This is a genomic window from Stakelama sediminis (genome assembly GCF_014199335.1).
Lineage (GTDB): Bacteria > Pseudomonadota > Alphaproteobacteria > Sphingomonadales > Sphingomonadaceae > Sphingomonas > Sphingomonas sediminis.
On the sequence record NZ_JACIJI010000004.1, the window covers coordinates 174063 to 192901 of the forward strand.

Sequence of the window (18839 nt, forward strand, 5' to 3'; positions counted from 1 at the left end):
ACAATTTGCACATTGGACAGTTTGTCCAATCCTGTTGCACCTGCGAAGATGATAACGGGCACTGTTGCACGAATATCTTCGCCGGTTTCGATTCGATATACTATGATCCGGCGCACTGGAGTAGGTAGGCAGAATGAGTTTATCGGACGTCGCAAATTCGAGTGCGGCTGAACATGACAGTCAGTTGGTGAACGCGCGCGACACGAAGATCGCGCCGGGCGAAATCGCGATCGGCGTCATCATCGGCCGGACGTCGGAGTTCTTCGACTTTTTCGTATATGCGATTGCGTCGGTTCTCGTCTTTCCCAGCTATGTCTTTCCCTATGTCGACCGGCTGACCGGTACGCTGCTTTCCTTTGCCGTGTTCGCGCTGGCATTTATCGCGCGCCCGATCGGCTCGATGATCTTCATGGCGGTCGACCGCAATTACGGCCGTGCGACGAAGCTGACCATCGCGCTGTTCCTGCTCGGCGCATCGACCGTGGCAATCGCCTTCCTGCCCGGATATCGCGATGTCGGCATGGCATCGGTGGTGCTGCTGGCGCTGTTTCGTATCGGGCAGGGGCTTGCACTCGGCGGCGCGTGGGACGGTCTCGCATCGCTGCTGGCGCTCAACGTACCGGAAGAGCGTCGCGGCTGGTACGCCATGGTGCCGCAGCTTGGCGCACCGCTCGGCCTGATCGTTGCCAGCGGGCTGTTCGCCTATTTCGCGGCGACGCTGTCGGCCGCCGACTTCCTCGACTGGGGCTGGCGCTATCCCTTCTTCTGCGCGTTCGCGATCAACGTGGTGGCGCTGTTCGCCCGCCTGCGCATCGTGACAACGCCCGATTTCGCCCGTCAGTTCGAAAGCCGCGAGCTTCAGCCGTCGCGCGTTTTCGAAACCGTCGAGCATCAGGGCCGCAACATCGTCATCGGTGCCTTTGCCCCGCTCGCCAGCTTCGCCATGTTCCACATGGTCACGGTGTTCCCGCTGTCCTGGGTGTTCCTGTTCACGCGCGACGCACCCTGGCGCTTCCTGCTGATCGAAGCGGGCGCGGCCGTGGTCGGCACCATTGCCATCGTCATTTCCGGCCATCTGGCCGACCGGTTCGGGCGTCGTACGCTGGTCGGCATCTGTGCCGCTGCGATTGCCGCGTTCAGCGGGTTTGCGCCGCAGCTTCTCGATCTGGGTGCGGTCGGTGAAATCGCCTTCATGGTGATCGGCTTTGCGCTGCTGGGCGTGTCGTTCGGCCAGTCGTCGGGCATCGTCGCGTCGAACTTCCCGACCCATTACCGCTACACCGCCTCGGCGCTGGTATCGGACATTGCATGGCTGTTCGGGGCAGGATTCGCGCCGCTCGCGGCACTGGTGCTGGCATCCTATTTCGGCATTCTCGCCGCCGGTCTGTACCTGCTGTCGGGTGCGATCGCGACGCTGGTCGCGCTATGGATCAACCAGAATCTGGGGTCGGGCAACTTCCGCGAAACTCCCACCCAGGCCAACGCCTGACGGCAGCGGTTTTGATCAAAGGAAAGGGCGCTCCGGCCAGTCCGGAGCGCCCTTTTTTGTTCGGGGATAGTTGGCGTAGTAAAACGAAAGTCAGAATCCGGAGTTCGAAGCGCTTGTGACTCTGGATGCTGAATCAAATTCAGCATGACAAAGGTGGATTGGCCCTTTCCCGTTCATCCCGGCCATTTCCGAATTCGCCCGCTCGGTCTGCTGTAACAATCTGCATCGTTGCCGGCACTGCGCTACCGCTTTCACAGGAGCGCAGTGCCGGCCGGATATTATCGTTGCCCTCAACCCGCCGGGGTGAAGCTGTTATTGCTGCGGTCCTTGTCGGGGGTGTTGTGATCGGGGTCGAGCGTTGCGCGCACCACCTTTGACGTGCCGCCGACCGGTACCGCGGTCGATGCCTGACGGATCCAGGTTTCGGCGGGAAGGCGCATGTTTTTCGTCGTGCCGTCGGCGAACTTCACTTGCAACGTCACCGGCATGATCAGCTTGTCCTTCGCCTCGACGGTCACCAGAGCGCCCTGCTTGGGATCGTTGTTGACATAGCTGACGCCAGTCACGGCGAGGTCCATCTGCCAGTTGTTGAGGAACCAGCCGCGCCACCAATAGCTCAGATCCTCACCCGCATCGCTGTCCATCGCGCGGAAGAAATCGGCCGGTTTCGGATGTTTATATGCCCATGCCGCGATGTAGCGGCGGAAGGCATGGTCGAACCGCTTGTGCCCCAGAATCTGCTCACGCAGCAGGCGCAGGCCCAGTGCGGCTTTGAAATAGGTTACGGAGTGACGATATTTCTCGGTGATCGTGTCGGCGCGGCTGACGATCGGCGGGGCGTCGGGGTCGGCAAGGATCGGCAGGATCTCGTCAACCGGATTACCGCCGCCCGGCGCATATTCCGCATCGCGCTTCGGCCCGTACTCGCCATGGTTGAAATCGTCGGATTCATAGGTGTCGATAAAGGTGTTGAAGCCTTCATCCATCCACGCATCGCGGCGTTCGTTCGACCCGACGATCATCGGGAACCAGCCATGGCCGATTTCATGCGCGCTGATCCAGAACAGCGCCTTGCCCTTGTCCTCTATCCCGTCGAAGACGATGCCCGGATATTCCATGCCGGACGCCGGACCCGCGACGTTAATTGCGGCGGGCCAGGGATAGGGATACCAGCGGCGTGAGAAATTCTCGACCGCATCCTTCATATATTCGGTCGAGCGGCCCCAGCGTGCGCTGCCCGCGCTTTCCGCCGGGTAGAAGCTCTCCGCCAGTGACGTCTTGCCGTCGGGCAGGTTGATCCGAGCCGCGTCCCAGGCGAACACGCTTGAGGCGCTGAACGCGACATCTCGGGTGTCGTTCATGTGATAGTGCCAGGTCAGCGTGCCGCCCTGTTTGGGGCGTGTATCGGCGTCGCCGATTTCCTCCGGCGAGCGGATCATCACCGTCTTGTCGCTCTTATGCGCCTCGGCAAGCCTCGCCATCTGCCGCTTGGTCAGCACTTCCTGCGGATTCATCAACTCGCCTGACCCGGCGACCAGCATGTCGGACGGGACCGTCACCCAATAATCGAAATTCCCGTATTCGAGGTAGAATTCCTGAGAGAGATAGGGCTGCGTGTCCCAGCCGCGAATGTCGTCATAGACGGCCATGCGCGGATACCATTGGGCGAGATCGTAAATCGCTCCGTCGCGTGACTTGCCCCAGCCCATGCGCCCGCCGAACTTGCCGGGGATGACGTAATGGAACTTGATCGTCACCACCGCTTTCGCGCCCGAAGCGAGCGGGGTGGGCAGGATCAGTTGCGCGCGGGTGTCGCTGATCAGCGGCGTCACCATGACGGGTTTTTGCCCCGCAACCGCGATGGTGGCCGATTCGAGCGTGATGCCGCCGGTGGTGCCGCGGATCGGCCCGCCCGCCGCCATATAACCGCGCGAATCCGCCTTGTAGAGATTCTGCTCAAGCTGGAGCCACAGCACCTCCAGCGTGTCGGGGCTGTTGTTGGTATAAGTGATGGTTTCGCTGCCCGTCAGCGTCTTGGCGGTCGGGTCGAGCGCCGCATGGATCTGGTAATCGGCGCGGTTCTGCCAGTATTTCGGGCCGGGCAGGCCGTTGGAGGAGCGATAGACGTTCACCGCCTGATCGAAATGCAGCGGCGCGAAGGTTTCGCGCGGATTATAGCCGGGGTCGCTGGCGCCTGTCAGCGCGGCAAGGGCGGCGATGCTGATCCCGAAACGAAGGGCGGTGTTGCGAACGCTCATCGGCACAATGTCTCCTCAACTGAACCGGCCCATACATCCACATCGCGGCACGTTTTGTCGATGCAGTGCAGCATATTTATTCTTTGATGGCGGGATGGTCGCGCAGCAGGTGTGCCAGCGCGGCATAATCGGCATGACCGGTCAGTTCAGCCATTGCCCGCTGCAGCGCGCGGTAATGGGTCAGTACCGCTTTCCCGCACGGGGTCAGTTGGGCGCCCGAACGCCCGGCTGCCGTCTCTACCAGCTTTTCGGTCCAGCACCGGTTCATGGAATCGACCAGCATCCAGCCGCGGCGATAGCTCATGCCCATGGCGCGCGCGGCGGCGGAAATGGACCCTTCGCGATCAATCGCGTCGAGCAGGTCGGCCTTGCCCGGTCCCATTGCGATCTCTTCCCCGCAATAAAGTTGCGCTTTCAGCTTCAGGGGACCGTGTTGCATGAATTGCATTTACCCCAATCGCACAGGCAAGTCAGGCAATAGTATCGAACTTGTCCCGCTTGCGCTTGCCGAACAGCAGCTTGCGTTCCAGTTCTCCGCGCAGGGCGACATAATAGGCGTCGAGGAACACCCGGTCATTGATATTGTCCCAGCGATCGATCTTGCCCCGGATCGCATCGGCGACGCTGGCGATCGTGGTGGGGTCGTCCCGGCGCAGCACCGCCTCCAGCCGCTGGAGCTCGAACTGGCCATAGACCGCAAGCTCTTCGGCGGAGAAGCTGATCGCCGCCGGTCGCGCAGCCTGATCGGCGATCAGGTCGGTACCGATATCGCGTCGCGCATTTTCGACGACCCATGTCCCCGCGATCAGGTCGCCCGCGCGCAGCCGGTCGCGGTTGAACAGCGGGAAGAACAGGAAAATGGCCGTCCATGCGAAACCGAGGATCATCAGCCAGCGACTGACGAATCCCTGTGCCGCGCCGAAGCCGAGAAAGGTGAGGGGGAGGAACACCTCCACTTCGCGCATCAGGTTGCGCGCCACCACCGCGCTGCCGGTCAGCCGCCCGCCGTCGCGTGCCACAACGCGCAGCTTCATTGCCCGCTTGCCCCAGGTCGCGGCGCGCGATCCGCTTTCGAACCAGGTGAAATAGAAATTGCGCAAAGCGAAAAAGAACAGCAGCCAGATGACCGCGATAATGCCGGGATAGCTGGCGCTGAGCAGCCAGAAGGCAAGCACGGCCAGCAGGGTCAGCGCGACGATACAGCCGATCAGGATCAGCCCGTCGATCATGAACGCGCTTGCCCGTGCGCCCGCGCTGGCGAGTTTGAGGTGCAGCACCACGCCCTCTGGCGTCACCAGCCCGCGTTCCAGTGTCGGCTGAACTTTCGGGCGCCTAGCCATGGTGGCGTCGTCCAACGAGGGTGAAATAGCTGACCCAGATGAGCAGCATGGTTCCGGCCACCGCGAAGCGTGCTTCGTCGGCGCGGATCAGCTGTCGCGCGAATCCTTCCAGCATTCCTGCGACCATCAGCATCAGCACTACGCCGATCATTACCAGCGCGGCCTTGCGCCCCGCCTGCGCTGCGGCCTCCAGCCGTCGCTGACGACCGGGAAAGGCGACCGCGCGGCCGATATGCATCCCCGCCGCAGAGGCGAGGATGATTGCGGAGATCTCCGTCGTGCCGTGGATCGACAGCCAGCCTAGCAGACCCCAGCCAAGTCCGTGCGGGACATAGACCGCGAACATCGCGCCCAGCATCGCGCCATTCTGTGCCAGCAGCAGCACCGTCGGCACCGCAAATGCAAAGCCCAGTGCGAAGGCGAGGATCGAGATTTGCGCATTGTGGGTGAACAGCGCGGTTGCGAAGATTTCCAGCCCGCTTTGCTTCGGTGCGCCATACAGCGAGTCACGCAGGAACGCGGTCGATGCCTCCATATCGCGTCCCGCCGCGAACGCGTCGGGAATGATCGCACCGTACCAGGCGGGTTCCGCGCGGACGAGGTGATAGGCGGCCAGCGCGGCTGCGAAGAACAGGATCGTCGCGACCAGAATTTCGGGGAGCAGCGACCGCACCGCTGCGGGCCAGCCATGGCGGAAGAACCCTGCAACCTGTTTCGTCCACGGCTCGCGACACCCGTAAAGGATGAAATAGGCGCGCGTGGAAAGCCCCTCCAGATAGGCGATCATCGCCGCGTCGAGAGAGGTTTCGCGTGCAATGGACAGTGCCGAGAGCGTGGCGCGATAGAGGCGCGGCAGGGCCAGCAACTCGTCCGACGACAGGCGGCGGGGCGATTTCTTCTCGACGATATCGAGCAGGCGCTCCAGTTCGTGCCAGTCGGCTTCGCGCTCGGCGCGGAAATGGCGCGCTGCGAACAGCGGGGCGGGGGCGGCGTCGATCATGATCGTTCGCGCTCCTTCCAATAGCGCTCGGCCAGCGCCAGCGGCATCGCGTCGGGTGCCGCTTCCAGCACGTCGATGCCCAGCCGTTTCAGTCGTTCGATGACGATGCGGCGTTCGCGGATCAGCGTCGTTGCGATATTGGCGCGGACGACATCGTCGGCGGTTTCGGGGCGCGCGGTCTGTACGGCTTCCAGTTCGACATCGCGGAACAGGACGAACAGCACGCGGTGCCGTTTCAGCATCCGCCGCGCTGCCGCGATCATCAATTCTGCGGCGGTCGGATCGGTAAATTCGGTAAACAAGACGATCAGCGAGCGGCGTTGCAGCTTCTGATCGAGGGTCAGCATTGACAGGGTGTAATTGCTCTCTTCGCGCGAATAATCGATGTCGGCGGCGGCGCGGTGCAGGCTGGCGAAACTGCGCGAGCCGTGCTGGGTGCCGCTGTCCACCTGCGGTTTGGCGGCGAAGGAGAAGAGTCGCACCCGGTCGCCCGACTTCAGCGCCACGAATGCGGCAAGCAGTGCTGCCGACACCGCCCGGTCCACGCGCGGCACGTCATCCACGGGATCGCACATGGCGCGCCCGGAATCGACTGCCAGCACCAGCGCATTGTCGCGCTCGGTACGATATTCGCGCGCCAGCAGTGACAGATGCCGGGCCGAGGATTTCCAGTCGATCGTGCGCCGTTCCATACCGGGCTGAAAATCGGTGAGCGCCTGAAACTCCTGCCCGTCGCCGCTTTCCAGCCGCATCCGCGCGCCGAATTGCGTACTGCGCAGATATTGTCGCATTCCCTGTTCGCGCGTCGGGCGCAGGTCGGGCAGGATACGGATGGGAATATCGACGGCTCGGACGAGCTGACGCCATGCAAGCCCCAATGGGCCGCTGCGCCGCGCCCAGATACGCCGCACCGTCGCCAGCCCGCGTCGTTCGGCGGTCTGTACCAGCCCGTCGTTATCGGCGGCGATCATCGGCCCGTCGACTTCGGCGGCGATCTCCGCCTCTACCGGCTGACCGTTACGTTCCAGGCCGGGGGCAAGGTTCACCGTTTCGCCCACGCCCATGCTGCCGGGCGCGCCGATGCTGATTGCCGCCCCGCGCAGGCGCGGGGTCAACAACGCGTCGGCGACGATCAGCACCAGTATCGCCGCGATCCAGATCGGCGCGATGACCCAGCCGACGGGTGCGACGACGCCAACGATCAGCGCGGGAAGCGCCGACGCCGCCACCAGCCAGACCGCGCGCTGGGTGGGATAGATCAACGCGGCGCCTCCACCTGCTCGATCAGTTCGGCAACCACATCGTCGACCCGACGCCCGTCGATTTCCGCGGAGGGAGACAAGAGCAGGCGATGGCGCAGCAGGTGCGGTGCCAGCATCTTCACATCGTCGGGGATGACATAATCGCGTCCGTCCAACGCGGCGGCGGCACGTGCCGCGCCCGCCAGCGCCGATGCCGCGCGCGGGCTGGCCCCGGTGGCGAGTTCGGGATGTTCGCGCGTGGCCCGAACCAGATCGACGATATAGCCGATCACCGGATCGGACAGCGTTACGGTTTCGACCGCAGCGATGGCACCCGCGACCTGTGCCGCGTCGGCGACTTTCCCCACGCCGATTTCGGCGGCGCGTGGCGTGCCCGAACGCCTGCCATATTGCGCGACGATGGCGCGTTCCGCTTCTACATCGGGATAGGCGATCGACAGCTTGAACAGGAAGCGGTCGAGCTGTGCCTCCGGCAACGGATAGACGCCCTGCTGCTCAATCGGGTTCTGGGTCGCGATCACCGTGAAGCGTTCGGACAGCGCTTCGGTACGCCCGTCGATGGTGACGCTGCGTTCCTGCATCGCCTCCAGCAGCGCAGCCTGAGTCTTGGGCGGGGTGCGGTTGATTTCGTCGGCGAGCAGCACTTCGCAAAAGACCGGCCCCCTGGTCAGCGTGAACTGCGAGGTCTGAAAGTTGAACAGGCTGGCCCCGATAATGTCACCGGGCATCAGGTCGGGGGTGAACTGGATGCGCCCATAGTCCAGCCCCAGCGTGCGCGCGAAACTTTGCGCCAGCAGCGTCTTGGCGGTTCCCGGCGGTCCTTCCAGCAGCACATGCCCGGAGGAAAACAGCGCGATGGCGAGCAGGCGGACGATGTCCGACTCCGCGACCACGGCCTTGCCGATCTCCCGGTCGATTGCCGCGCCCAGTTCGCGCACCTCATCCAGCGTCATGGGTGATATCCTTTTGCCAGTCATTCAGATCCTGCGCCGCGCGCAGCATTTCGGTTTCGGTTCCCGCTTCAAGCGCGGCATGTTCGAGATCGGTGAAGCGGCGACCATGCCCGTCGGGAAAGCGGTTCAGCCAGACCGCGCGCTCTTGCCCGTCCAGATTGCCGGGTGCGCGCAGTTGCAGCGCCGTGCGGTCGCGTATCCATGCCGCATAATGGGGCGCCGCCAGCCGCGTCTGTCGTGCCAGCCGGGTCAGCGCCGCGACATTATCGACCAGCGCGCTTTTGCCCAGCGCAATCGCACGAGGCGGTTTCAGTGCCGGACCGAACCGCGCAGCCGCGGCGATCCCCGCCAGAATCGCCGCAGCGATCAGCGCCAGCGTCACACCCAGATAGGGCGGCAGGAACATCAGCTTGATCAGGTTACGCTTGCCCGGCAGGTAATGCAGCGTCGTATCGAACGACACGATGCCCGGTTGCTTCGGGTCCAGCGCGCCCAGCATCGACAATGCGGCAAAGGCGCCCTCCGGCGTTTTCAGCGCCTGATTGTCGATCAGGTCGGGGTCGGAGAGAATATAGATATTGCTGTTCCGCATCCGTGCGAGCAACGCGTCACCGTTGGGCGCGGAAACCAGCGGGTCCAGTGTTGCGCTGCGCAGGGTCTGCATCGGCAATCGGGTCTTCGGGAAGCGTACACCCTGATATCCCGGTGCCAGAACCGGAACGCCCGGCGAATCGGCGGCGATTGCCACATGGTCAACCGGAATGATCGGTAGCAGCACCTCCGCTCCCAGCCAGCCGACCCGCTGCACCCGTTCGCCCTGAAACGGCAGTTTCTGCACACTCCATTTGGGCAGTACGATCAGCGTCGGTCCCGTATCGTCGCCGCGCTGGGTCAGAATGCGCATCATGTCCTTGCGCGTGGTGCCCGGTTCTGGAGTCAGGATCAGCAGGTCTTTCGTCCTATATCCACCGGCATCGTTCTGAAGATATGGGGCATCGTCGGAAACCTGTTTCAGCAACGCGAAAAGTCCGTAAAAGCCGTTTCCACTCTTTGCCTGGGCCGGAGGTTTCTCCCCGAAGCTGTGATCCAGTTCCGAACTGAACCCGCTTGCCAGCAGGAAGGCAAGCGCGGCCAGTGCGCCGAACACGACGAGGAGCACCACCGTGCGAGTCGAAAAAGGGCTGGCCGTATCGTCGCCCATCATGCGGCCTTCAGCGCGAAGCGTGCATAATCATCGCGTGCATGATGCCAGTCGCCGCTGTCGAGCGCCCGTCCTCCGAAAAAGCTGCGTTCGACCATGGCGACTATGCGCGAAAAGACGCCGCGCGCTGCCTCCGGCAAGGCATCGATGCGTGCGATGTCGCGACTGGTGAACGACGGGCGCACCGCATTGCCGCGCCATTGTTCGATATCCTCGATCGAGCGGAACAGGATCAGGTGTACCGCCTCGTCGAACCGGCCTTGCGCGGCCAGCCGGTCGGCCTCTTCGAGCAACCGCCGTACTGTCGCCGCTTCAGGTGTCCAGTCCGACGCCTCGGTCGGTTCGGTTTTGCGGCGGAAACGGCCGGCAATCCAGTTGCGCAGGCCCGGTGTCACGGCGACGATCACTACCGCGAGCAGCAACACGCCGATGCCGATCAATATCCAGGTCCAGCCGGAACCGACCCATGCCGAAAACCGGCTGAGGGCGTGAAACAGGTCGATCAGCCATTGCGGCGGCGGGTGATGTACGACTTCTTTGGCGGGAAGGTCGAACTGAATGCCGCTGTCCTGCACCAGTTTCTGATGCGCGAGTGCCACCGCGTGGGGATCGGGGAAAACGGAAACGGCCGGATGCGCGGCGGTCGCCTGACCGGCACTGGCTGCCATGAACTTCCCCCAAAAAAGACCGCGCCTGACAGGATGGCAGAGCGGCTTCGATCCGATGTTGGAGCAAATGCGGTCAGCGCGCGCAACCATTTTTCTGCCGAATTTGGGACAGGTTGGCGTTTCGTTATTTGCGTTCGCACGCGTTCGGGTCCATTGCTAAACGCTGGAGGACAGGATTGGACCACAAATTGTGTTGTAAGCGCCAGCGTCGTGCAGGGCGACCGCCAGACCCTGCAAAGGATGCTGCGATTCTGCGTGCCGCGCGCGAACTGTTCTTTGCACGCGGTTTCGTCGCCACGACGATCGAGGATATCGCTCAGGAGGCGGCTGTATCGAAAGTCACCGTCTATAAGCGCTATGGTGACAAGGAGACGCTGTTCGAACAGGCCTTGCGTACCGAAGTCGACAATATGGCGCAGGCGTTCGAGATCGGCGATCAGTCCGCATCGGGACTGGAGGAACGGCTGAATGCATTCGGTATCAAACTGATGCGTTTTGTATTTCGGCCCAAACATGTCGCGCTTGATCGGGTCAGCGCGCAGGTTTTCATGCAGATGCCGGAGTTGGGGCGTCGCGTCTATGATGCGGGGGTTGGGCAGATTCGCCACTATCTCTCCAATGCGCTGGAAGAAGCATGCGATCGGGGAATTCTGGTCTGCGACAACCCGGAACTGGCGGCCGAGGATTTGCACTCTCTTTGGCGCGGATTCACGGATGTCGAACTGAAATTTGGGGCCCGGAAGCATATCGACGATGAAATTATAGAGCAACGGGTTCGTCATGGAACACGAACCTTTCTGCGTGCGTATGATGGTCACACAGCCTGATTTTCGATGCTGAAGGAATCGCCCATGAAACGTTTGCTTATCGCCACTGCCGCACTGGTCGCGCTGGCCGGGTGCAACAGCCGCAAGCCGGCCGCACCGGAAAATAATCAGGCCGCGACGATCAGTCCCGAAAACAATGTCGCGGCAAAGGTCGCCGCCATGGGGCCGCAGGAACGCAATGTCGTGATGATCCGTGCGATCCTTGATGCGGGCGGAAAGTGCGAAGGCGTCACGAAATCCGAACTGATCGGTAATCCGGCCGATAATGAATGGCGTGCCACATGCACTGACGGCACGGCGCACCTCGTCCAGATCAAGCCGGACGGGACTGCCATTGTCGTCAGCCGTACCGATCAGGGCGGCTGACACCCTGCAGCGCGATTTTATACCTCCCTTGGCCTGGGGGTCGCCGTCGGTCGTTTGCCGCGCTAATCAGGCGGCATGACAGACGATATGACCTATGGGCGCTACCTCGCGCTCGATACGCTTTTGAATGCGCAGCATCCGATTTCGGACCGGCATGACGAATTGCTGTTCATCATCATCCACCAGACGAAAGAATTGTGGCTGAAGCAGACGATTTCGGAAATCGCGCTTGCCCAGTCGCTGATCCGCGACGGTCATCTGGTGGAGGCCTATAAGGCGCTTGCCCGTGTGTCGCGCATTCAGGCGGTGATGACCCTGTCCTGGGATGTGCTGACAACGATGACGCCCAGCGATTACAGCAGTTTTCGCGATGTTCTTGGCAGCAGTTCGGGGTTTCAGTCCGATCAGTTTCGTGCCGTGGAGGTGATGCTGGGTATTCGCGGCGGACAGTCGGGCGGGCCGCTGACCCAGGCGGCGGCGAACGGTCCCAGCCTGTGGGACGATGCCAATGCCGCTCTGGCGCGGGCGGGGTTCGATGTTCCCCAAAGCGCGCTCGAACGCGACTGGAGCAAGGCCTATACGCCCGATCCGGCCGTGGCGGAACTTTGGGCCGAGGTGTATCGCGATACCGAACGCTGGTGGGATCTGTATCAGCTTGCCGAAAAACTGGTCGATATCGATGATGCACTGGCGACATGGCGGCACAAGCACGTCCTGACCGTCTCTCGCGTGATCGGCGGCAAGCGCGGCACCGGGGGTACGGCGGGCGTTCCCTATCTGGAATCGACGCTGACCAAGCGCGCCTTTCCCGAACTCTGGTCGCTGCGGACGATGCTGTGACCGGTTCCTATAAACATCTCTTTCGCCGGTCGCTGGAGGCGGCGCCCGACCGTCTGCATTTCGCCGCGCACAGCCATCATCTCTGGCCGGATGCCAGCTATGAAGGGCAAATAGCCGCATGGAATGATGCCGCGCGGCTGGCGGATCGCAAATGGGGCCGGGTGATGGAGGAGGTCTGGCCCGCGGCACAAAGGCATGTCGCGCATGAAATCGGCGTACCCGATCCGTCGACCATCGTGTTCGCAGGCAACACGCATGACTTCCTTATCCGGGTTGCTTCGGCCATGGAGAATCGCCCGATCCGTATTCTGACGACGGATGGTGAGTTTCACAGCTTTAGCCGTCAGGTCGCACGCTGGGAAGAGGCAGGCAGCGTAACCGTCGATCGTATCGCGGTCGGCGAGGAACTGGCCGACCGCCTTATCGAACAGGCGAAGTTGAATGCGTACGACCTGATTTTCGTCAGTCAGGTGATGTTCGGCAGCGGCGCCGTCACGCACGGGTTGGAGCGTCTTGCGGCACTGGCCGGTCCGGCGGGGCCATGGGTAGTCATCGACGGCTATCATGGCTTCATGGCGACCGATACCGATCTGTCGGCCTTTGCGGATCGCGTCTTCTACCTCGCCGGCGGGTATAAATATGCCATGGCGGGGGAGGGCGTCGCCGTCATGCACGCCCCGCCCGGCTATGGCATGCGGCCCGAACTGACAGGCTGGTATGCGGCTTTCGAGGATCTGGCCGCACCGCCAGGTACGGTCGGCTATGCCCCGGATGCGCGCCGCTTCATGGGGGCGACCTTCGATCCGTCGGGACTGTACCGCTTCGTTGCGGTGCGCGACATGCTGGCGAAGGAAGCGCTGACCACTGCCCGGATCAGCGAGCATTGCAACGGCCTGAAGCAGCAGCTGCTCGCCGGACGTTCCGCCACTCCGCTGGCACAGGCCAGGTTGCTCAATCCTCCGGCAGCGGGACCACAGGCGCGGTTTCTGGCGTTTCGCACGCCCGATGCGATGGTGCTTCATGCCGCGCTTTCAGTGCGCGGGGTCATGACCGATGTGCGCGGCGACGTGCTGCGCATCGGTTTTGGCCTGTATCAGGATGAAGCCGATGTGACGGCGCTGCTCAACGCGCTGCGGACCTTGTGACAGAATAGGAGGGGGAGATGGCGGAACAGACACGCAAGGATCGTCTGCGTCAATTCATCCGGGATATCTGGGATGAAGGCAGGGTGGAACTGGCCGGGGAATATTGCGCGCCTGTCTATCGCATCCATCATGATCCCGGTGATCCATGGGACGGGATGACGCTCGACCTGGATGGCTTTCGGGACCGGGTGGTCAAATCGCGCGCGGCTTTTCCCGATCAGAAGTTCCTGATTCAGGGACTCTATGCGGACGGGGATGCCGTGGTCATGACATGGCTGTGGGAAGCGACGCATCTGGGCGATATTCCCGGCTTTCCGGCTACGGGAAAGCGGGTCGCGATGTCGGGTGCCACCGCTTATATGTTCGACGCATCGGATCGCCTGACCGGGCACTGGCAGGTTACCGACCGGCTGGGCGTGTATCAGCAGTTGCAACGAAACAAGACTCCGGGCTGACAGCAGGGGATGTGTCGCCGATTGCCTTCTGCGCGGCGGCGTTCACTATTTGGTATCCCTATTATGGCAAGTCTTTCCCCCGAATTTGTGCAGATGCGCGCATATGGGGGATGGAATTGTTGTCCGACAGGCAGATACCACTGATTGCACCAAACCCGCCGAAGCTGAGCGAGATGGGGGAAGAACTCGCGGCGATCGAGGCGTCGGGGCAATATAGCAACGCCGGCCCGACGGTTTCGGCGTTCGAACGTGCCATAGTCGAACAATTGTTTGGCGGAGAAGGCGCTTGTCTGGCCGTTGCCAATGCGACGCTTGGCCTGATGATTGCGATCCGGCAGGCGGCGGGGCGCAACTGGCGGGGAGAGCGGTTCGCACTGATACCCGCCTTTACCTTTGCGGCAACCGCGCACGCGGCCGAATGGGCTGGGCTGACACCGTTGCTGATCGACTCCGATCCGGATGACTGGGCGGCGTGCGCCGAAGCAGAGGATGCCGCATTTGCCCGCTATGGCAGTCAGATCGCGGTCGTGGTGCCCTATGCCACCTTTGGCACCTGCATCGATCTGGAGCGCTATCGTCGACTGGCGGAACGGCACGACGTCGGGGTGGTGATCGATGCGGCGGCATCGCTGGGCGCACTGGATGAGAACGGGCACGGTTTCGGACAGGGGCATCGTTTTGCCACCGTGTTTTCGATGCATGCGACCAAGCCCTTTGCCACGGCAGAGGGCGGCCTGGTATATTCGGCAGATCCGGCATGTATCGACGATTTACGTGCAATGACGAATTTCGGTTTTGGCATGCCACGCACCGCAACCGTGGCCGGCCTGAACGCGAAACTGTCCGAAGTCTCGGGTCTGCTCGCCAGCCGGAAACTGGCCGAAATCGACAGCTGTGCGGATCATCGTACCCGGTTGGGCAGGGCTTATGGCGAACTGCTGGGTGACTTCCGCCTGCAGCGATTGCGCGGTGCCCGTCCCATGACGCAGTTTCAGTCGCTGTTGTTGCCCTCGCATCTTGCGGCATTCAGAGAGGACATCATCGCCGGGCTGGCAGCACGCGGCGTCGGCGCGGCGCACTATTTCGCCCCGCATCTGGGCCAGCAGCCCTATTTCAAGGCTACGGCGCGTATCGAGCCGACGCCGGTGGCCGATTCCATCGCCGCGCGCATCCTCAGCTTGCCGTTGCATGATCATATGGATGTCGAGGACGTCCGCTATATTTGCGAGATGTTGTTCGATAGCTGTGCCAAAACCACATCCGACAAGACGATGGCCGCTACGGTGAGCCAGCCCGAACGTACCGGTACCCTGATCATCGGCGGCGGCCCCGGCGGGATGGCGGTCCTGAACGCTGCGGCGAAAGGCGGGCGGCTGGAAACGCTGGCACGAAGCGGCCTGACCATGATCGATCGCGATACGGTGCTGGGCAGCGGTCAGCTCGGCACCTATTCGATCACGTCGGACAGCACCGCCCAGACTTTTTTGTCGGCGGCGAAGGATACGCCTTATCCGGCAATCGAGGCGCTGGTGGATTCACCGGGCGGAAGGACGATCGCACATTATAACGACGCGCTGGGCGTTCCGCTGGCCGAGACGCCGCCGTTCCTGAATGCTTTGGCGGCAAGTTTTACCACTATCGCACAGAATGCAGGAGCGCAGGTCGTGACCGGCTATACGGTGACCGGTGCCAGGCAGGTGGCGAGCGGGGGCTGGCGGGTGCAGGCGCGGATGGCGAACGGAACGCGGGAGCGCGAGTGGCTCGCCGAGCGGATCGTCATTGCAACCGGCGGGTATCAGGATCGGGAATCGATCGGGCGCGAATGCGTCGATGGTGCCCCTTTGATCGAACTGGCCGGAGATCGCCTGATGACGGGAGATATGGCGTTGCGCAGCGGTGCGATGTCGGAGATCCGCGCCCGGCTGGCGGATGCTGCCGCTCCCCGGATCGCCGTGATCGGCGGTTCGACCAGCGCGCTGGCGAGCATCGCCATGCTGTTGAAAGCATCGCCCGCCTTACCGCTGGGCGCGAATGCGGTGACGCTGTTGCACCGACAGCCGTTACGCCCCTTCTATCCATCGGTCGAAGCGGCGCATGCAGACGGCTTCACCGATTTCGGCCCGGACGATATCTGTCCGGTCAGTGGCTTCGTCTATCGGCTGGCGGGTTTCCGGCTCGAATCGCGTGAACTGGTATTGCGGATGCTGCGTGTCGGCGGTCGCGTGCCGGACCCGCGTCTTACCATGCATCAGGTGCAGCCGGACGATCCGCAGGCGCGCCGGATTGTGGAGCAGGCCGATCTGGTCATCGGTGCGCTGGGCTATCGTCCGCACGCGCTGCCGCTCTTCGATACCGACGGGAATCGGATCGCATTGTGCGCGGATTTGCCCGGACGTCCCAGGCTGGTCGATCAGCAGTGCCGGGTGATCGACGCGGACGGCACGCCCGTACCGGATGCGTTCGGCATCGGTCTGGCCGCAGGCTTCGTGCCCGAAGGCAGACTGGGCGGCGAACCCAGTTTTCGGGGCAAGGCCAACGGCCTGTGGCTGTGGCAGAATGACGTCGGCATGATGGTCGTGGACCATCTGCTGAAGGGGCTGGTACGCGAGGCGGCATGACCGCTTGTCCTACCGTCAGCGTGGTGATGGCGGCCTATAAAGGCGCCGACCTGATCACCGAAACACTTGACAGTTTGCAGCAGCAGACGTTCGGTGATTTCGAACTGGTCGTCGTCGATGATTGTTCACCCGATGAAACGGCGGCGGTGATCCGTGCCTATGGTGATCCGCGCATTCGCCTGATTAGGGCGGAACGCAACGCCGGCTGCGTGCATGCCCGCAACCGCGCTTTTGCCGAGGCACGGGGCCGCTACATCGTCGGCCTGGACCATGACGATATCTGCCTGCCCGAACGGTTCGCAAAGCAGGTGGCGTTTCTGGATTCCAATCCGGAAGTCGTTCTGGTCGGCACCGCGACGAAATTGCTGGAAAATGGCACGATCCGGCCACACCCCCGACCAACCGGACTGACGCCGGACCTGATCGACTGGCTGATGTTGACGCGTAATCCGCTGGTCTGGTCGTCGGTAATGTTTCGCGCCGATGCCGCCCGCAGGCTGGAAATCTTCGAACGGCCCGACCTGCTCTATGCCGAAGATTTCGACCTGTACCATCGCCTGCGGCCCTTCGGAAAAATTGCCGAACTGGATGCGGTGCTGACCCTCTATCGCAACCATCCCGGCGGATTGTCCAAGCTGCATGAAAACAAGATGCTGGCGCAGGCGGCGGTGGTGCTGGAACAGGTTCATGCCGATTTGCTGGGCGAGTCCGACCCGCAGATGACCGAGCGTATCGTGCGGCATGTCATGGCGCGTCAGCCGGTGCCCGATGCGGCAACGCTGTCGGCGCTGTTCCTGTCGATCGACACATTGCACCGCGCGTTTGCCGACCGCTACCAGCCCGGTGAAGCCGCTCGCGAAGCAGTCAGGCAGGACATAGCGCGGATATGGCATCAGCTGTGCCGGGCCGCCATTCGTTCCGGCGCGGTGCCCATGCATCAGGCCCGTAGCGCGGCACCGACCGATGCGGCGACCGGGCATGGTCAGGTCGACCTGCTCGTGTCGCGCATGGTGGGCCAGGTCCGCGCCATGCGGCGCGACCGGTTTAGGGCGTAACCGCGTCCACCGGCGGTTCGCTAATCACCTCATCCGGCAGTGCTGCGGTCGGGCGGCAGCCCCAGAGCGCATAGAACAGCACATAGAGTTCGCATGCCGCGGGAAGCAGGAACGACCATTGCAGCCCGAAATGATCGGCAAGCCAGCCCTGACCGGTGGCGAGCGCGCCGCCCGCAATCGCCATGATAAGCAGGCCCGAGCCTTCTTCGGTCAGGGGACCGAGACCGCGAATGCCCAGCGTGAAGATCGTCGGGAACATGATCGAGTGAAACAGGCCGACCAGGATCAGCGACCACATCGAAATATGGCCGGTTCCGAAGATCGTAATCATCAGCAGGGTGAAGGCCCCGATCGCGGCGCCCGCCAGCATGGTTTCCGCCTTGATGAACCGCATCAGGAAGCTGCCGGCGAAGCGCCCGACCATCATTCCGCCCCACAGCAGCGTCAGATAGGTACCGGCTTTTTCGGCGGTCATCGCGCCGATCTGCGGCTGGGTGATGAAACTGATGAGCAGGCTGCCGACACCGATTTCAGCGATCAGATAGATAAAGATCGCCGGGATGCCGAACACCAGATTGCGGTGCTTCCAAAGGCTGTGATTGCCACGCTCCTCGCGCGCAACACGTCGCGTGTCGCTGCCGAGGTCAGGAAGCCGGATCACCGCGAAAACGCCCGCAAGCAGCAGCAGGACGACGACGATCCCGACATAGGGAAGCTGCACCGATTGCGCGTCCGCCAGCTTCTGTGCTTCGGTCAGCGTCACATTGGCGGCGCCGTGCGCGGCGGTGCCGGTGCTGCTGCGTCCAAGGATCAGCAGGCTGCCGAACAGCGGCGCAACCATCGTGCCTGCTGAGTTCATCGCCTGCACGAGGTTGAGGCGCGAAGAAGAGGTTTCGGGCGGTCCCAGCACCGATACATAGGGATTGGCCGCGACCTGGAGCAGGGTGATGCCCGAAGCGAGGACGAACAGCGCCGCCAGAAACACGCCATAGGACACGAACTGCGATGCCGGAATAAAGCCCAGCGCACCAACCGCCATGATCGCGAGCCCGATCACGATCGACCATTTATAGCCTGCGCGTTCGAGCAGCTTTGCCGATGGGATCGACATCACGAAATAGGCGATGAACCAGACGAACTGAACGAGCAGCGCCTGCGTATAGTCCAGATCGAATACGACTTTCAGGTGCGGGACCAGAATGTCGTTCAGAACCGTGATGAAGCCCCACATGAAGAACAGGGAGGCAAGTACCGCAAGTGCGGCGGTGTAGGTTTCGCGTGGCCCCTGAACGCCGACCCGCGGATTGACTGGTGCTGCACCGGGCATCCTGTACTCCTGCTTGGACTTTGAACCGAATCCCG

Annotated in this window: 17 protein-coding genes; 8 read left to right on the forward strand and 9 right to left on the reverse strand. The window is 62.7% G+C overall.

Annotation, left to right across the window (positions count from 1 at the left end):
• The first annotated feature begins 133 nt into the window (after positions 1-133).
• Positions 134-1489 (forward strand): MFS transporter, encoded by a 1356-nt coding sequence (locus FHR23_RS11895; RefSeq protein ID WP_184004229.1) that lies wholly within the window; start codon positions 134-136, stop codon positions 1487-1489.
• A 290-nt stretch (positions 1490-1779) separates the two neighbouring features.
• Here the strand turns inward: FHR23_RS11895 and FHR23_RS11900 are convergent, their stop codons facing one another.
• From FHR23_RS11900 to FHR23_RS11935, 8 genes are all read right to left on the reverse strand, one after another.
• Positions 1780-3747 (reverse strand): M1 family metallopeptidase, encoded by a 1968-nt coding sequence (locus tag FHR23_RS11900; protein ID WP_184004231.1) that lies wholly within the window; start codon positions 3745-3747, stop codon positions 1780-1782.
• Between the two features lie 76 nt (positions 3748-3823).
• Positions 3824-4186 (reverse strand): winged helix-turn-helix domain-containing protein, encoded by a 363-nt coding sequence (locus FHR23_RS11905; protein WP_184004233.1) that lies wholly within the window; start codon positions 4184-4186, stop codon positions 3824-3826.
• Between the two features lie 31 nt (positions 4187-4217).
• On the reverse strand, positions 4218-5087 hold the full coding sequence (locus tag FHR23_RS11910) for an RDD family protein (RefSeq protein WP_184004235.1): 870 nt from the start codon (positions 5085-5087) through the stop codon (positions 4218-4220).
• Positions 5080-6087 carry a stage II sporulation protein M gene (locus tag FHR23_RS11915; protein ID WP_184004237.1) on the reverse strand — a complete coding sequence of 336 codons (1008 nt, stop codon included), beginning with the start codon at positions 6085-6087 and terminating at the stop codon, positions 5080-5082. Before FHR23_RS11915 ends, FHR23_RS11910 begins: the two co-directional genes overlap by 8 nt.
• Positions 6084-7349, reverse strand: a complete 1266-nt coding sequence (locus FHR23_RS11920; RefSeq protein WP_184004239.1) for a DUF58 domain-containing protein — start codon at positions 7347-7349, stop codon at positions 6084-6086. The genes FHR23_RS11915 and FHR23_RS11920 overlap by 4 nt, the downstream gene beginning before the upstream one ends.
• Entirely contained in the window at positions 7346-8302 is a 957-nt protein-coding gene (locus FHR23_RS11925) for an AAA family ATPase (protein WP_184004241.1), read from the reverse strand. Before FHR23_RS11925 ends, FHR23_RS11920 begins: the two co-directional genes overlap by 4 nt.
• Complete coding sequence (locus FHR23_RS11930) at positions 8289-9506, reverse strand: hypothetical protein (RefSeq protein WP_184004243.1); 1218 nt, start codon at positions 9504-9506, stop codon at positions 8289-8291. Before FHR23_RS11930 ends, FHR23_RS11925 begins: the two co-directional genes overlap by 14 nt.
• Positions 9503-10171 (reverse strand): hypothetical protein, encoded by a 669-nt coding sequence (locus FHR23_RS11935; protein ID WP_184004245.1) that lies wholly within the window; start codon positions 10169-10171, stop codon positions 9503-9505. The genes FHR23_RS11930 and FHR23_RS11935 overlap by 4 nt, the downstream gene beginning before the upstream one ends.
• Positions 10172-10347: 176 nt before the next feature.
• On the opposite strand from FHR23_RS11935, the gene FHR23_RS11940 reads away from it, so the two are divergent.
• The 7 genes from FHR23_RS11940 to FHR23_RS11970 all read left to right on the forward strand — a co-directional run bounded on the left by FHR23_RS11940 (position 10348) and on the right by FHR23_RS11970 (position 17477).
• The gene (locus FHR23_RS11940) at positions 10348-10998 is read left to right on the forward strand and encodes a TetR/AcrR family transcriptional regulator (RefSeq protein ID WP_184004247.1); all 651 of its coding nucleotides are present in this window, start codon (positions 10348-10350) and stop codon (positions 10996-10998) included.
• Positions 10999-11022: 24 nt separating this feature from the next.
• A complete protein-coding gene (locus tag FHR23_RS11945; protein ID WP_184004249.1) occupies positions 11023-11364 on the forward strand; it encodes a putative periplasmic lipoprotein in 342 nt (113 codons plus the stop codon).
• Positions 11365-11439: 75 nt separating this feature from the next.
• Positions 11440-12204: a tryptophan 2,3-dioxygenase gene (locus tag FHR23_RS11950; protein ID WP_184004251.1), complete on the forward strand. Its 765-nt coding sequence runs from the start codon at positions 11440-11442 to the stop codon at positions 12202-12204.
• Positions 12201-13349, forward strand: a complete 1149-nt coding sequence (locus tag FHR23_RS11955) for an aminotransferase class V-fold PLP-dependent enzyme (RefSeq protein ID WP_343043131.1) — start codon at positions 12201-12203, stop codon at positions 13347-13349. Before FHR23_RS11950 ends, FHR23_RS11955 begins: the two co-directional genes overlap by 4 nt.
• Before the next feature lie 17 nt (positions 13350-13366).
• Positions 13367-13804 carry an ester cyclase gene (locus FHR23_RS11960; protein WP_184004253.1) on the forward strand — a complete coding sequence of 146 codons (438 nt, stop codon included), beginning with the start codon at positions 13367-13369 and terminating at the stop codon, positions 13802-13804.
• A 110-nt stretch (positions 13805-13914) separates the two neighbouring features.
• Positions 13915-16422: a DegT/DnrJ/EryC1/StrS family aminotransferase gene (locus FHR23_RS11965; RefSeq protein WP_184004255.1), complete on the forward strand. Its 2508-nt coding sequence runs from the start codon at positions 13915-13917 to the stop codon at positions 16420-16422.
• Entirely contained in the window at positions 16419-17477 is a 1059-nt protein-coding gene (locus FHR23_RS11970) for a glycosyltransferase family 2 protein (protein WP_184004257.1), read from the forward strand. The genes FHR23_RS11965 and FHR23_RS11970 overlap by 4 nt, the downstream gene beginning before the upstream one ends.
• Here FHR23_RS11970 and FHR23_RS11975 read toward each other — a convergent pair.
• Positions 17467-18804 carry a sugar MFS transporter gene (locus FHR23_RS11975; protein ID WP_184004259.1) on the reverse strand — a complete coding sequence of 446 codons (1338 nt, stop codon included), beginning with the start codon at positions 18802-18804 and terminating at the stop codon, positions 17467-17469. The genes FHR23_RS11970 and FHR23_RS11975 overlap by 11 nt on opposite strands.
• Between the last annotated feature and the right edge of the window lie 35 nt (positions 18805-18839).